The organism is Acinetobacter lwoffii, from assembly GCF_024129735.1.
Lineage (GTDB): Bacteria > Pseudomonadota > Gammaproteobacteria > Pseudomonadales > Moraxellaceae > Acinetobacter > Acinetobacter lwoffii_H.
The window spans coordinates 32,597-48,159 of the sequence record NZ_JAMXXK010000026.1; the positions used below are offsets into that span (position 1 = coordinate 32,597).

At 43.4% G+C, this 15,563-nt stretch carries 11 protein-coding genes and 1 riboswitch; of the genes, 6 read left to right on the forward strand and 5 right to left on the reverse strand.

The window, feature by feature from the left end; genetic code table 11:
* Position 1: 1 nt before the first annotated feature.
* The 3 genes from thrS to NI469_RS09025 all read right to left on the reverse strand — a co-directional run bounded on the left by thrS (position 2) and on the right by NI469_RS09025 (position 4,615).
* Complete coding sequence (gene thrS / locus NI469_RS09015) at positions 2–1,924, reverse strand: threonine--tRNA ligase (RefSeq protein WP_004278291.1); 1,923 nt, start codon at positions 1,922–1,924, stop codon at positions 2–4.
* Between the two features lie 224 nt (positions 1,925–2,148).
* Positions 2,149–3,318, reverse strand: coding sequence for an alanine racemase (locus NI469_RS09020; RefSeq protein ID WP_253174917.1), 1,170 nt, complete (start codon positions 3,316–3,318; stop codon positions 2,149–2,151).
* A 10-nt stretch (positions 3,319–3,328) separates the two neighbouring features.
* Entirely contained in the window at positions 3,329–4,615 is a 1,287-nt protein-coding gene (locus tag NI469_RS09025; RefSeq protein ID WP_253174919.1) for a D-arabinono-1,4-lactone oxidase, read from the reverse strand.
* 233 nt (positions 4,616–4,848) lie between these two features.
* Here NI469_RS09025 and NI469_RS09030 point away from each other — a divergent pair, with 233 nt between their 5' ends.
* Positions 4,849–6,489 (forward strand): acyl-CoA synthetase, encoded by a 1,641-nt coding sequence (locus tag NI469_RS09030; protein ID WP_253174921.1) that lies wholly within the window; start codon positions 4,849–4,851, stop codon positions 6,487–6,489.
* A gap of 125 nt (positions 6,490–6,614) precedes the next feature.
* Here NI469_RS09030 and trpB read toward each other — a convergent pair whose 3' ends face one another.
* Together trpB and NI469_RS09040 are read right to left on the reverse strand one after the other, a co-directional pair.
* On the reverse strand, positions 6,615–7,859 hold the full coding sequence (gene trpB, locus NI469_RS09035; protein ID WP_004732965.1) for a tryptophan synthase subunit beta: 1,245 nt from the start codon (positions 7,857–7,859) through the stop codon (positions 6,615–6,617).
* Positions 7,840–8,484, reverse strand: coding sequence for a phosphoribosylanthranilate isomerase (locus NI469_RS09040; RefSeq protein WP_253174923.1), 645 nt, complete (start codon positions 8,482–8,484; stop codon positions 7,840–7,842). The genes trpB and NI469_RS09040 overlap by 20 nt, the downstream gene beginning before the upstream one ends.
* Before the next feature lie 144 nt (positions 8,485–8,628).
* A riboswitch (cobalamin riboswitch) is annotated at positions 8,629–8,839 on the forward strand.
* Between the two features lie 37 nt (positions 8,840–8,876).
* Between NI469_RS09040 and NI469_RS09045 the strand changes: the two genes are divergently transcribed.
* The 5 genes from NI469_RS09045 to NI469_RS09065 all read left to right on the forward strand — a co-directional run bounded on the left by NI469_RS09045 (position 8,877) and on the right by NI469_RS09065 (position 15,440).
* Positions 8,877–10,712: a TonB-dependent receptor plug domain-containing protein gene (locus tag NI469_RS09045; RefSeq protein WP_253174925.1), complete on the forward strand. Its 1,836-nt coding sequence runs from the start codon at positions 8,877–8,879 to the stop codon at positions 10,710–10,712.
* A gap of 102 nt (positions 10,713–10,814) precedes the next feature.
* Positions 10,815–11,399 (forward strand): cob(I)yrinic acid a,c-diamide adenosyltransferase, encoded by a 585-nt coding sequence (locus NI469_RS09050; protein WP_005107832.1) that lies wholly within the window; start codon positions 10,815–10,817, stop codon positions 11,397–11,399.
* A gap of 142 nt (positions 11,400–11,541) precedes the next feature.
* Positions 11,542–12,255: a glycerophosphodiester phosphodiesterase gene (locus tag NI469_RS09055; RefSeq protein ID WP_247143792.1), complete on the forward strand. Its 714-nt coding sequence runs from the start codon at positions 11,542–11,544 to the stop codon at positions 12,253–12,255.
* Between the two features lie 440 nt (positions 12,256–12,695).
* The gene (locus NI469_RS09060; protein ID WP_004647507.1) at positions 12,696–13,862 is read left to right on the forward strand and encodes an acyl-CoA desaturase; all 1,167 of its coding nucleotides are present in this window, start codon (positions 12,696–12,698) and stop codon (positions 13,860–13,862) included.
* Positions 13,863–13,994: 132 nt separating this feature from the next.
* Positions 13,995–15,440, forward strand: coding sequence for a protein adenylyltransferase SelO (locus tag NI469_RS09065; protein ID WP_253173605.1), 1,446 nt, complete (start codon positions 13,995–13,997; stop codon positions 15,438–15,440).
* The last annotated feature ends 123 nt before the right edge of the window (positions 15,441–15,563 follow it).

A 15,563-nucleotide genomic window follows, 5' to 3' on the forward strand; every position in this document is an offset into this window, starting at 1 on the left:
GTTACTCCACAATGTACCGGCCGCGTTCGGCTACGGCTGCTTTTACTAGGTCAACGAAAGCATCGATTGACATAGTACCCAAATTTGTTCCTGAGCGGGTACGCACGTTTACGGTACCTTCCTCTACTTCACGGTCCCCAAGTACCAGTAAGTAAGGAATACGCTCTAATGTACGTTCACGAATCTTAAAGCCGATTTTCTCATTTCTCAAGTCAGAAATTGCACGGATACCGTTTTCTTTAAGTTTTGCGACGACTGACTCACATGCCTCAGCTTGAGAATCGGTAATGTTCATTACACACGCTTGCATTGGTGCCAACCAAGGTGGCATGAAGCCTGCGTAGTGTTCGATCAGTATACCAATAAAACGCTCGAAACTGCCAAGAATTGCACGATGTAACATTACTGGCTGATCGCGGTCGTTATCTTCTGTGACATAAGACGCGTCTAGACGCTCTGGCAAGTTAAAGTCACACTGAATGGTACCACACTGCCAGACACGACCTAAGCAGTCTTTCAGAGAGAATTCAATCTTCGGACCGTAGAATGCACCCTCACCTGGTTGAAGCTCCCACTCAAGACCCGCAGCATCTAAAGCATCTGCCAAAGATTTTTCTGCCATATCCCAAAGCTTGTCATCACCCACACGTTTTTCAGGACGCGTCGACAACTTCATTTGTACTTCTTCGAAGCCAAAATCTTTGTATACATCCAGTGTCAATTTGATAAAGTCTGCAACTTCAGGACCAATCTGTTCCTTGGTACAGAAAATATGCGCGTCATCTTGAGTAAAGCCACGTACACGCATAATGCCGTGTAAAGAACCAGATGGCTCGTTACGGTGACATGAACCGAACTCTGCCAAACGCACAGGAAGATCACGGTACGACTTCAAGCCTTGATTGAACACCTGTACGTGACAAGGACAGTTCATTGGCTTCACCGCATAGTTACGGTTTTCAGAATGTGTGGTGAACATGTTGTCTGCATAGTTGGCAGCATGTCCTGATTTTTCCCACAATGTGAAATCTACAACCTGTGGGGTACGAATTTCTTCGTAGCCATTGTCTTGCTGAACTTTACGCATGTATTGTTCAAGCACTTGGTAAATGGTCCAGCCATTCGGATGCCAGAACACCATACCCGGTGCTTCTTCTTGCATATGGAACAAATCAAGCGCTTTACCAATTTTACGGTGATCGCGTTTTTCAGCTTCCTCAATACGTTTTACATAAGCAGCAAGCTGTTTCTTGTCTGCCCATGCTGTACCGTAGATCCGTTGTAGCTGCTCATTCTTCGCATCACCACGCCAGTAAGCACCAGAGATTTTAGTCAGTTTGAACGATTTTAAGAATTTAGTATTTGGAACGTGCGGACCACGGCACATATCCAAATAATCCTGATGGTAGTACAAGCCCATTTGGGTTTCTTCAGGCATGTCTGCGATCAAGCGTAATTTGTATTCTTCGCCACGTGCTGTGAATTCTGCAATCACTTCATCACGCGGTGTCATTTTTTTCACAACATCATAGTCTTGATCGATGAGCTTTTTCATACGCTCTTCAATCGCTGCCATGTCGTCTAAGGTAAACGGACGTGGCATCCAGATGTCATAGTAGAAACCTTCTTCAATGACCGGACCAATGACCATCTTTGCTTCTGGGAACAGTTGCTTAACCGCATGACCGACCAAATGCGCGCAAGAATGGCGAATGATCTCGACACCAGCTTCGTCTTTAGGCGTGATAATTTGTAGTGTTGCATCTTCAGTGATGAGATCAGACGCATCAACCAAACGATCGTTGACACGACCAGCAACTGTATTTTTTGCAAGACCAGGACCAATGCTAAGTGCAACGTCCATCACAGATACGGCGTGATCAAACTGTTTTTGATCGCCATTTGGCAAAGTGATAATTGGCATAAGAAATCCTTAAGGAGTGATGCCCCGTACCATGGAGCATATCACCGCGAGATTATGATCGAGGCACAGCCTCAAAAGATAAAAACGGTGGATAAATAAAATCGATTCGAATTTTACACGGCTTGGCCGCATGATTAAACCTTTTCCCAATAAAAATAAGATTTACCATCAAATCTGTGCCTGATCTTTAAAGGCTTAGGCTCATTTTTCAGTTCAGAATGTGGTTATTCCCGGAACGTCTGCCACTGGATAAACTTTCCCTCTGCATAAACATACAGCTGGTCGAATTGCGGGATGATAGCTTCACTTTGTATCGGTCTTAAAAACACATAATCATCGACATGAATATCGCACTGCATGGGCACCTGAAGCATTTCCTGATTACTGCTGCGACCATACAACACATGCGGCCGGCTTTTTTCAGGATAGATATAATCCGCTCGCCAATAGCCTCCGTAAATAAATACGGCTTTATATTGATGTGGAAGATGATTTAGTAGTTCCAAACCGGGAATTTGGCTACAAGGCAACACTTTTAAAATGGGTGCGGCAATCCATAAAGCACAGCTTAAAGCGGACAAATTTTCCAGATCGAAATCACTGGGCATAAGCAGCATCGAGCCAAAGGCCAGATCATTACAGACACTGTGCTGGCAATGCTGCATAAAGGTCGGACTGCCACCGCCATTAAAACAGAGACCTTCATGCCATAAATCAGGGAATTGCTGCTGAATCATCGTTTTATATTGTTGATATATCTGCTGTGATTGCTGATAACTTTTTTCTGGGCTTTTTATGATTTTTGGTAATTTAGCGACATGTGCGTCATAGCCCATCAATCCCGAAAGTTTGAGATAAGCCGCGTTGTGCTGAATCAGCTCCATTAAGGCTATAAATTGCTGCTGCGTTTGTACGCCGCCACGATGCAGCCCCACATCAATTTCAATATTGACATTCAGGCAGATATTCAAGCTTTGCGCGAGTTGCAGATATTGTTTTAAGCGCTCCACATCATCAATCAGCCATTGGATACTTTCTTGATCATTGATTTTATTTTGATCAGATAAAGTTTGATAAAAAGATTTTACCGCCTGAATTGGCATCGGTTTACCCAGCAAGATATCGGCCTGTGGAAATGACGCACTTATGCAGGAAAGATGCGGCAGATGAAACACCATAAAGCGCTGGCTATTTAGTTTTTCACTGGCCAGTTTGAGTAGCTGAATGCTGGCTAAGGATTTCACCACCAGGCGCGGTTGTAACTGCGCAGGCAATTTCGACTGCACAACCTCCAGATTATGTCGATATTGCGCCAAATCCAGAATCAGTTGCGGTGTGCCAGTTCCCTGCTGTTTTAAGTCTTGTGTCAGTTGCTGAAAATAATTTGATTGCATCGCCCTCTCCTCATTTCCCAGATAAAAACAATTCTTTTAAATATGGATTCAGCCATTTTTGCTGTGGATCCAATTGCTGACGTAGCACCATGAAATTATCCCATTTCGGGTAGAGTTCGCGCAGCGAAGCTGCGCTCATACTATGTAACTTGCCCCAATGCGGTCGTCCCTGATATTTCTGTAAAATCGGCTCGACCAGATCAAAGATCGCGTGGTAATCCTGTTTATAAAATTGATGAATCGAAATGGAGACCGAATCACGCTGATAAAAAGGACTTAGCCAGATCTCATCGCCTTTGACATAACGAAACTCGATCGGGAAAAACATCGGCACTTGGTGTTTGCATAAAACATGCAGAATCTCGTCCAGACACTGCAAGCCAAACCCAACCGGAACCTGATATTCCATTTCATTAAATCTGGTCTTACGCGGAGTTGGAAAAATTCTGGATGAACAGTCTACATAACGAGTCGGTTTGACAAATACACCGAGCAGTTTTTGCAGATAGGGATTTGTCTTTGGGAAGAGTCGCGTCAATTCCGAACATAGAGTCAATAAAATATCTTCCGGAGGCCAGCTCTCTGTTCTCGGCTGAATGGTTGCATCCGTTTCATCCAGAGTTTTCAGCATCACTTGATCGGCATGTAAAAAAGCCCAAAATTCAATATACCGGTGCTGATGTTTCCATTGATCAATATGGGTAAATATGTCTTTTAATGAACAGAGCCGAATCTGTTCTTTTAGTTTATATCGTGGCCGATTTTGCAGGGTGATTTGGGTCAATACACCCAAGCTGCCCAATGCCACCCGTCCAGCCTGAAATATCTCAGCATTCTGCTCACGATGACATTGCAACAGCTCTCCATCCGCGGTCAGTAATTCAAAGCCTTCCACGAAAGCAGAGATGCAAGGTAAATCGATGCCCGTGCCATGCGTTCCGGTAGAAATCGCTCCGGCCAGACTTTGCTGGTCTATATCGCCCTGATTGATTAAGGCCTGATTGATCGGTACCAGATCTTTCCCCAAATCATATAAACGCGTCCCGGCCCGCACGGTGCATTGGGTTTTCTCTTGATCAAAGGCAACGATACCTTTTAACAAATCGAGATTAAGCAACACCTCATCTGTTTTGGCCAATGGGCTAAATGAATGTCCTGCACCCACTGCACGAATGTGTGCATGGGTCTTCACTAAACTTTGTAATTCACTGATCTGGCTGGGCTGAACAATCCGAGCGGCACTGAACTGGCTCCCCGACCAGTTTCGCCAGACGTCATTCGCCTGTTGTATTTTCATTATTCTTCCTGGGCTCATATTATTTTAATGGCTGAACTAGAGTAAAATACCTAAAAAATCAAACTTGGGAACCCATGCGTTCAAAACATTTAAGTAGGGTTAAATATTTTTATTAATATTCAAATACTTAAAATTTGTAAAATCGTACTCGACTAAAGCATAAATGCAAGATTTCTGAGAAATACATATCTTTTCAACAGGATATGAAAATAAATATAGAACGGAGTTTTACAATGGTTAGCGCATATGATGAATTACCGCGTACCCCCGCGAATTTTGTAGCCTTATCACCTTTACGCTATCTTGATCGTGCAGCTTATATCTATCCAAACCAGAACGCGATTATTCACGGTAAGCGTCGTATTACCTGGCGTGAGAAATACAACCGTTGTCGTCAGTTTGCCAACCAACTCCAAAAATTAGGCATCGGTAAAAATGATACCGTGTCTGTCCTGCTGCCTAACGTCCCTGCCATGATCGAAGCGCATTTTGCTGTACCAATGGCAGGTGCCGTCCTGAATACCTTAAATACCCGTCTGGATGCCAAGACCCTTGCTTTCATGCTGGAACATGCTGAGAGCAAAGTATTATTGGTTGATCCTGAATTTACTGCACTTGCGACTGAAGCACTCGCTCTAGTTTCACAAGACATTTATGTCATTGATGTGGCTGATGCAGAGTTTGAAGGTGAAGACCAGCGTATTGGCCAAATCGAATATGAAGACTGGATTGCGCAAGGCGATGCAAACTTTGAATGGCATTTACCTCAAGATGAATGGGATGCCATCAGCTTAAGTTACACTTCTGGGACCACCGGCAACCCGAAAGGCGTGGTCTATCATCATCGTGGTGCCTACATTAACGCAGCCAGTAATATTATTGCCTGTGGCATGACACCACGTGCCACCTATTTATGGACACTGCCGCTATTCCACTGTAATGGCTGGTGCTTTGCCTGGACCATGGCGGCCAACGGTGGAACCAACGTTTGCTTGCGTAAAGTTGATGCTGAACTGATCTTTAAACTGATTGCCGAACATAAAGTCGATTACTTCTGCGGTGCACCAATTGTCTTGTCAATGCTGATTAACGCACCTGAAGAGAAAAAGACCAAAATTGATCATCGTGTCGAAGTGATGGTGGCGGGTGCCGCACCTCCAGCAGCAATTATTGAAGGCATGCGCAATATCGGCATTAATGTCACGCATGTTTACGGCTTGACTGAAACCTATGGCCCTTCTGCACTCTGCGCTTCACAGGCAGGCTGGAGCGATCTGTCTATTCAGGAACAGGCACAGTTGCACTCCCGTCAAGGCGTCCCGTATCCATTGCAAGATGGCATGAAAGTGCTTGATCCGGATACCATGCAGGAAGTGCCACATGATGGTCAGACCATGGGTGAAATCATGTTCCGTGGCAATATCGTGATGAAAGGTTATCTGAAAAATCCTGAGGCGACCGCTGAAGCCTTTGCCGGTGGCTGGTTCCATACAGGAGATCTGGCAGTTTGCCAACCGGATGGCTATGCCAAAATTACCGACCGCTCTAAAGACGTGATTATTTCCGGCGGAGAAAATATTTCTTCACTTGAAGTGGAGGAAGTGCTGTATCAGCATCCGGCGGTGCTGACTGCGGCGGTAGTCGCCAAGCCTGATCCACGCTGGCAGGAAGTTCCTTGTGCCTTTATCGAACTCAAAGAAGGAAAAAAAGCCACAGAAGAAGAAATTATGGAATTCTGCCGTGAGCATCTGGCCCGTTTTAAAGTGCCTAAGGATGTGGTGATTACCGAAATTCCAAAAACTTCGACCGGAAAATTGCAGAAATTTGTTTTACGTGAATGGGCCAAAGAGCGCGCGCAAGGTGAATTCTCTTAATTCCATACAAACGTGTTCTTTCAAAATCTACTCAATAAAAAATCGTGCTAAGAAAACTTAACACGATTTTTTATTGAAATAACCTCTCCCAAACCCTCTCCTGCAAGGAGAGGACTTTAAGGAACTTACATCTCAACCATTTCTACCCCATCAATGCGTGCCACAGTCATCAAGTCTTTATCACCACGACCTGAAACCGTCGCAATAATAATCTGATCCTTGTCCATGGTCGGTGCAAGTTTAGTGACATAAGCCATAGCATGTGCGCTTTCTAAAGCCGGAATAATGCCTTCAATCTTGGTCAAGTCGCGGAAACCCTGTAAAGCTTCCTGATCATTGATCGGCACGTATTTCACGCGATCCATATCTTTCAGAAAACTATGTTCCGGACCCACACCTGGATAATCCAGACCTGCAGAAATTGAATGTGTTTCGATGATCTGGCCTTGCGCATCCGACATCAGATAAGTACGGTTACCATGCAGAACACCGACATGACCGGCATTCAATGGCGCAGAATGTTTACCTGATTCAATCCCATGACCTGCTGCTTCAACGCCGTACATTTTCACATCTTGGTCATTCAGGAATGGATAGAACAAGCCCATTGCATTAGATCCACCACCGACACATGCTACCAGGGCATCTGGTAAACGGCCAGCCTGTTCCAGAATCTGACGGCGTGCTTCACGACCAATGATCGACTGGAAATCACGAACCAGTTGCGGATATGGGTGTGGACCTGCCACAGTACCAATCACGTAATAAGTTGAATCAACATTGGTCACCCAGTCACGCATGGCTTCATTCATGGCATCTTTTAAGGTTTTAGAGCCACTTTCTACCGGCACAACCGTCGCGCCTAATAAACGCATACGGTAGACGTTCATCGCCTGACGTTTTACATCGTCTGCGCCCATGAATACTACACATTCAAGACCTAAACGTGCTGCAATTGTTGCCGTTGCTACACCATGCTGGCCTGCACCTGTTTCGGCAATAATACGTTTCTTGCCGGAAAGCTTCGCCAGTAAGGCCTGACCGATTGTGTTATTTACTTTGTGCGAACCGGTATGGTTCAGGTCTTCACGTTTCAGGTAAATCTGTGCGCCACCCAACTCTTTCGACCATCGTTCAGCATGATATAAAGGACTCGGACGACCGACGTAAAACGCCATGTCACGGTCAAATTCTGCCAAAAACTGCGCATCATCTTTCATACGGAAATAGAGCTTTTCCAAGTCTTCTAAAGCCGCCATGAGTGTTTCTGACACAAAACGTCCGCCATGAATACCGAAATGCCCGCGTTCATCCGGGAATTGGGTATAGTCAACTGCCTGACTGTTCTGGCTAGTACTTTGCTGATCCACGATGGACTCCTTGCATAAAGCGTTCTATGAGTTGTTGGTCTTTAATACCTTTTGCGGACTCGACACCGCCACTCACATCCACGGCATAAGCCTGTGTGGTGAGAATTGCCTGTTCGATATTGTCAGGATTTAACCCGCCTGCCAAGATCAAGGGAATATTGAGTTTAGGAAATGTGTCCCAATCGAAGCTGTGCCCTGTGCCACCTTTCAGGTCAGGATGCCATGCGTCTAACAGTACTGCACTTGCGCCTGCATCTTGATAACGCTGAATTTCTGCAACCACATCCAGATCAGGTTGCACCTGAATGGCTTTATACCAGCGGCGTCCCACCTGCTGGGCGATGGCCTGACATTGTTCAGGTGTTTCATCGCCATGAAATTGCAAAATATCCAGGGGTACTTTATTTAAAATCGCCTGGATTTCATCTGCGTGACTATTCACAAATAAACCCACTACCTGTACATACGCCGGAACCGCCTGGATCAGGATTTCAGCCTGCTCTAAAGTAACATGTCGCGGACTCGGTGGATAAAATACAAATCCTATCGCGTCACAGCCAGCATTGACTACGGCATGTACATCTTCAACTCGGGTGATTCCACAAATTTTGGCACGGGTTCGCATATTATGTTGGCTCTAGATCTACCAATGTATTGAACAATCTATAAGATTGAGGCAAATCATTGTAATGCAATTTTTCTGACTTGCGTAAAGTTCATCCGGATTATTCTCTATGCAGATTGTGTATAACGCATACTGACTTTATACTGCGCTCACTTTGCAGCAAGTTCAAGCCTTCAGGCTTTAGGGAAGCTGGTGTAAATCCAGCACTGCCCCCGCAACGGTAAAAAATGAAATGTCTATCAATTTAAACCTTTCGGTTTACACCACTGCATCTTGATGTGGGAAGGTGGATATACAGCAAGGTCGCTGCTTTGCACATTTAAGTCCGGAAACCTGCTTGTTGTGTTCTATAACTCAATCATTCACGGGGAAGTGAATGTATGGAGCATTTCATGTCTATTCAATTTCAACCTACTGCCTTGGTAGGTGCGATCGCACTTGCGTTGGGTTTTACTTCACCTGTTCATGCCGCCGAGCAAAAAGTTGCAAAAGCATCTTTAAATACCATTATAGTGACTGCTTCTCGTAGTGAACAGAACATCAAGGATGTACCTGCTCGAATTTCAGTAATTGATCAGAAGACTATTGAATCAAATCCTATTTTAAACATCTCTGAATTAATTCAGCGTGATCCATCCATATATATCAAACAAAGCGGTGGTTTTGGACAAGTTTCTGAAATTAGACTTCGTGGTACAAACGCTGTTCATACTTTAGTGCTTAAAGATGGAGCACGTTTAAACAGTCAAAATAATTATGGTCCTTTATACCCTTCTTTTTTAGATACAACAGATGTTCAACAAGTGGAGATTTTAAAAGGTCCTGCCTCTGTTCAATATGGCAGTGATGCTATTGGTGGAGTTGTCCAACTTCTCTCTAAGAAACCTGAAAAAACTGGTGCTGAAATTACTAGTATTTATGGAGAGAATCAAACCTATAAAGCTATTGCAAAAGCTAATTTAGTTGCTAATAACGGATTTTATGCACAAGTTAGTGGCCAACAGTTAGAAACTGATGGTACCCGTATTTATGAAAATTTACCGACTAATGATCTTGGCAGTTTTGACCAACAAGGATATAGTGCAAAACTTGGTTATATTAAAGAAGAATTGCTAAATAGCTCCATCTCTATCAGTGAAAATAAAGGTACTAGTATCTTTAGCAGTAATTACAATACAACAACCTCACCACGTGAGTTTAAAAACCGTATCATTAATGCCAAACTAAGTTACCACGTTTCGCCAAATATAATTTTAGGTACTCATCTAGCAAATGTTCAAGACAAACAAAATGTCATTGATTACGGTGACCATTATAATACTGAAAATAATGAAGCAGATTTAAACCTCAAGTGGAAGTTTAATAAGTACCAAAACATTTTAATCGGTGCAACTTATAACGATGCTAACTATAAAACTAATAGCATCCTAGCAAATGATCAAAGCGTAGAAAGTAAAGGTTACTATGCACAACACCAATTTAAGAATAATCTTCTAGATACTCAACTTGGAGTCCGTTTAGAAGATAATGAACGATTTGGTACACATACCGTTGGACAAGGTGCCATTCGCTATCACTTTCTACCAAATGCTAGTATCTATACAAATATTGGTACAGCATTCCGCGCCCCTAGTCTAAATGAGCTCTATACAAAATGGGGAGGTAATACTGATCTGACTCCAGAAAAAAGTACCTCATACGAGCTTGGTTTAGACTATAAACTAACAGATAATCTGAGCACTCAAGTTTCTGCTTATCACACCAAGATTAAAGATCTAATCGGTTATGGTGACTCTCAAAATGAAAATATTGCAGTTGCCAAGATAAAAGGTGGAGAAGCAAGTATTAAATGGGCTCAAGATGACCTTTTTGTATCCACTGCTTATGCTTATGCAAAAACTGAGAACAAAGAGAATGGTAAAGAGCTTGCTTATCGTCCTAAGCAGTCACTAACTCTTACTACAGGTCTTGAAAATGACAAGTATGGAATAAGTGCATCTCTTATCGCTCGGTCAAAGTCATATACAAACAATAGTAATTCAGAGCAAATTTCAGGTTATGCAACTGTGGACTTAAATGCTTATTTAAATCTAACGCCACAAGTGAAATTATTTACGAATATTCAAAATATTGGTGATGTTGAATATCGAACTGAACAATATGGCAATAAAGATTGGTACATCAACGGTGGCCGTCTCGCTTCTGCAGGTATCACCTTTAAATACTAAGCTCTAAACAGCAAAAAACTTTAAAACAGCGCAGTTTATGGATAATGTTATGACCGACATTATCCTTTTTTATTATCTTCATTAAAAATTCAAGGAACACATATGGGCCACCGTTTAAGCAAAATCTACACCCGCACAGGCGATTCAGGTACCACAGGACTCGGTGATGGCTCACGTGTTGCCAAAGATGATTTGCGTATCACAGCACTCGGCGATGTCGATGAACTGAATGCCGTGATTGGCGTATTACGCGCACAAATTTCAGCAAGCAACATTGAAGATCAAGCCGCTTGGGATAAATCTTTAAGCCTGATCCAGCACTGGTTATTTGATCTGGGCGGTGAAGTGTGTATTCCGGGTTTTAATCTGGTGCAACCGGTATCGATTGAGTTTCTGGAAAATGATATCGACCGCATGAATGAAGCTTTGCCGATGTTAAAAGATTTTATTCTGCCTGCTGGAACGTTGGTGTGCAGCTTTGCCCATCAGGCCCGCGCTGTTTGCCGTCGTGCAGAACGCAGCGTGATGTCGGTACATCACCGTGACCAAAACATTCAGGCAGCGTCACTGCAACTACTTAACCGTTTATCGGACTGGTTATTTGTAGCATCACGCACCCTGCAACGCGCTGAAAGCGGTTCCGAAGTGCTGTGGCAAAAAAATATCAATGACAGCATCGAAAAGTAAAATTATGTTTCAAGTTAGCATCTAAAAATACACGTCAGATGTCTCTTGATTTTACAGAGCATCTGACGAAAATAGAAAGTGTCATCCTTCTGTCACGTAGCCCTCGCAAAATGAACTTAACTTTCCCACTCATGAGCATCTTATGCGCATAATTGGTCATCGTGGTGCACGTGGTGAAGCCCCTGAAAATACCTTGGGCGGTTTTCAATATATTCAGGAGATCGGCATTCGCGCCGTTGAGTTTGATGTTCGTCAGCTCAAAGACAATGCCTTAATCATCATGCATGATGATGACTTTGTGCGTACCACCGGTTTGCAGAAGCATCTATACGAGTGTAACCGTCAAGATCTTACCCAATATAATCACGCAGTGGCCTGGTCAGAATGGAATAAAATCGAAGCGACCCCACTGCTCGATCAAACCTTAAATGTCATTCGAAATTTCGAGCATATTGAAGTCGAAATTAAAAGCGTAACATCTGAAGCAGCAGCTGAGAAAATCGCGTTTGAAGTCGAACAGCAATTACAAGGCTATGAGCAGGCAGCCATTATTACCAGCTTTGATGCCAAAATTCTGGATGCATTTAAACAGCAAAACTCACGTTTAAAACGTGGTTTATTGATTGAGACCGATGTCAAACATCAAGCTATTGATCAGGCGCTGGAACTGGGATGCTGTCATATTGGCTGGATGGATGAACTGGCCAGTAAAGACCTGATTCAAGCCACGCAGGCTGCCGAGTTGAATATCAGTGTCTGGACAGTGAATGATGTGACCCGAGCTAAACAGCTGCGAGACTGGGGCATTCAGGGGCTGATTACCGATTATCCAAAATTGATGCTGCAACAACTCTAAATAATCTCTCTTAGCCTTGATTGATCTAGGTATTTCTTGATCCAGTTCATTTCGAAAATGCAATAATGAAAGTGGGAATCTTCCTTAATCAGATTTTATTTGAAAGTGAAATTAAGTTGCCCAACCTCTATATTCTGCAAATTTCCTGATAGTATTGTAGAAATTATGAACAACTATTTTCCTCTGATTCATTCGGTTTCCATTTTCTGAAAGAGTGATAATCCTCAGTCACTTAGTCGGAAATCAGAACCCGTCTACGCTCGCAAAATGGTCACTTCTGCCCTACTTATTCTGTTACCGACAAGTACAATACAACCGTACAATAATGCTAGTGATGCCTTAGGGCACATGCTAATATGGACAAGATAGGCTGCTGTTAAAACCAACAGTAGTTTCTGCTTTTTGTTATACCTTCCGAGGTTCTAGGAGTGCTGTTGGAGATGAATGCTCCCTTACCCAAAGCCCCCATCAACTGGATTGCTGTGTTTGCATTGGTATTTTTACCGATCGTAGCCCTGATTGCGATTCCGTTGTATGCGTATCACCATGATTTTAGCGCTGCCGCTTGGATCAGTATGTTTGTTTTACTGGGCGTAAGCAGCCTCGGCATTACAGCAGGATACCATCGCCTGTGGGCACATCGTGCTTATGAAGCCACTTTACCATTAAAAATCATCTTGATGATTATGGGTACATTTGCTGTACAGAATAGTATTTTATTCTGGGCATCTGGTCACCGTACCCATCACCGTCATGTCGATGATGTTGATCAAGACCCGTACTCGATCAATAAAGGCTTCTGGTATGCACATATTGGCTGGATGTTACGTGATTATCCATCTGGTGCTGCCAACTATAAAAATGCGCCAGATCTGTTAAAAGACAAAGTGGTGATGTTTCAGGACAAATACTACGTTCCTTTAGTGATTGCCGTGCATGCTGCGATTTTACTGCCCATCGGCTGGGCTGTAGGTGATGTCTGGGGCGTATTACTGTTGGGTGGACTAATGCGTTTAATCCTGAGCCATCATGTGACCTTCTTCATTAACTCACTTTGCCACATGTGGGGAAATCGTCCTTATACCGATGAAAATACTGCACGTGACAACTTCGTACTCGCGGTTGCAACTTGGGGTGAGGGTTATCATAACTATCACCACATTTTCCAATACGATTACCGTAACGGCGTAAAATGGTGGCAATACGATCCAACTAAATGGTTGATCTGGACTTGTTCTAAACTTGGTTTAGCTAAAAACTTGCGCCGCATTCCTAGCTTTAATATCAAAAAAGCGGAATTGGCAATGAAGTTTAAATATGCCGAACAGGATCTTGCGGTGTATGGCCATGATGTTTCTGAAGATATCTCGGCGGTAAAAACCAAGATCGCACAGGAATATGATGCATTTACCCAAACTTTAAATGACTGGGCGAAGCTGAAAGAACAGGAAATTCAGGTCAAGAAAGCATCGATGGCTGAAAAAATCCATCAGATGGATGACAAGCTGAAAGTTGAATTCCAGCTGGTTGAACAGCGTCTTTCTCATCATCGTCAAACCTTGAATCTACTGGTTCGTAATTTGAAAAAATCTGCAGTTTCTCAATAAAAGCTGTTGAACACTAAAGCCCCGATTGGGGCTTTTTTTATGTCCGAAAGATAACGTGAACTCTCGCTTATACAACAGTTTTATACAGCTATCTTTGTTATAGTAAATTTATTCCAATCCTGTACTGACGCCATGTATTTTAACTCTCGCTATCAAACACTACCTGCTCGCCTCTATCATCATCAAGTTCCGCTGCCGTTAAAAGGTGCAAAAGCCGGGCACTTCAATGCCGCTTTGGCAGAACAACTACAATGGTCGGATGAAGACAAGGCGCAATGGGTCGAGATTTGTAGCGGTCAGAAAGTCTTCGTTGAGTTTGAACCTTTGGCTATGGTCTATGCAGGTCATCAGTTTGGGCAATGGGCAGGACAGTTGGGAGATGGTCGCGGGTTGTTGATTGCGCAAATTCTGGATAAAAATAATCAGACCATTGACCTGCATTTAAAAGGTGCTGGTGCAACCCCTTATTCACGCATGGGCGATGGTCGTGCAGTACTGCGTTCAGTCATTCGTGAGTATCTGGCAGGTCATGCCTTAAATGCTTTAGGTGTAGCATCCAGTAATGCAGTTGGTTTTACTTCATCAATCCAAGGTATTCAGCGTGAGAAGCTAGAGCCGGGCGCGATGATGTTGCGTACTTCAGACTGTCATATCCGTTTCGGCCATTTTGAATGGATCAATCAGTATCAGCCAGATCTACTAGCTGAATTTACCCAGAAATGTATCGAATGGCATTATCCAGAATGCCTGCAAGCCGAACAGCCGATTCTGAGCTTTGCCACAAAAGTTATTCAGCGCACTGCGGTGATGATTGCCAAATGGCAACTGGTTGGTTTTGCACATGGCGTGATAAATACTGACAACCTGAATATTACCGGTTCAACTTTGGACTTTGGTCCTTATGGCTTTATGGAGCGCTTCCGTCCGAACTGGATCAATAACCACTCGGATTATCAAGGGCGTTATACCTATCAGCAGCAGCCAAGTATTGGGCATTGGAATTTGTGGCAATGGTTAAATAATCTGGTGCCGCTCTGCCCTACAGATTATGACAAAGAACAATGGAAACAGGATTTGGCAGCATGTCTGGAGCACTATGAGCCAACATTCTTAGAGCATTATAAATATGGTTTAAATCAGAAAATGGGCTTGCCAAGTTTCCATAAAGACAGTTTTGATTGTGCGATGGCATTTCTGCGAATTTTGCAAAGTGAGCAACTGGACTACACCCAGAGTTTTATCCGTCTGCAAAATAAAGACTATGAAGCCATTAAAGATGATTGCTTAGACCGTCGTCAGTTTGAAGCATTTTTGACGCAATATGAAAGCATTCGAGAACAACAGGATATTGAAGAGTTACACGCCGCCATGCACTTGATCAATCCACATTATATTCTGCGTAATCACATGGCACAGAAAGCCATTGAACTGGCAGAGCGGGATGATTTTTCTGAAGTCGACCGCCTGTTTAAATTACTCAGTCAACCTTATCTGAAACAGTCAGATCTGGAACAGCCTGAAGATTTAGCGCCATTGCCGAGTGACGTGCCTGAAGTCATGGTGAGTTGTTCTTCTTAATAAAAACGAAGCATATCGCTCCGTTTTTATTAGGCGGATTCAAGCGGCAAGTGCAACAGTATAAAAACCAGCCATAACATCACTGGGCGTATACCATCCCAGTGTCTTTCTGGGGCGATTATT

Bases quoted from the DNA above. Each gene is read 5' to 3' on its own strand.
- thrS (WP_004278291.1), bottom strand. From the start codon at position 1,924: ATGCCAATTATCACTTTGCCAAATGGCGATCAAAAACAGTTTGATCAC.
- NI469_RS09020 (WP_253174917.1), bottom strand. From the start codon at position 3,318: ATGCAATCAAATTATTTTCAGCAACTGACACAAGACTTAAAACAGCAG.
- NI469_RS09025 (WP_253174919.1), bottom strand. From the start codon at position 4,615: ATGAAAATACAACAGGCGAATGACGTCTGGCGAAACTGGTCGGGGAGC.
- NI469_RS09030 (WP_253174921.1), top strand. From the start codon at position 4,849: ATGGTTAGCGCATATGATGAATTACCGCGTACCCCCGCGAATTTTGTA.
- NI469_RS09040 (WP_253174923.1), bottom strand. From the start codon at position 8,484: ATGCGAACCCGTGCCAAAATTTGTGGAATCACCCGAGTTGAAGATGTA.
- NI469_RS09045 (WP_253174925.1), top strand. From the start codon at position 8,877: ATGTCTATTCAATTTCAACCTACTGCCTTGGTAGGTGCGATCGCACTT.
- NI469_RS09050 (WP_005107832.1), top strand. From the start codon at position 10,815: ATGGGCCACCGTTTAAGCAAAATCTACACCCGCACAGGCGATTCAGGT.
- NI469_RS09055 (WP_247143792.1), top strand. From the start codon at position 11,542: ATGCGCATAATTGGTCATCGTGGTGCACGTGGTGAAGCCCCTGAAAAT.
- NI469_RS09060 (WP_004647507.1), top strand. From the start codon at position 12,696: ATGAATGCTCCCTTACCCAAAGCCCCCATCAACTGGATTGCTGTGTTT.
- NI469_RS09065 (WP_253173605.1), top strand. From the start codon at position 13,995: ATGTATTTTAACTCTCGCTATCAAACACTACCTGCTCGCCTCTATCAT.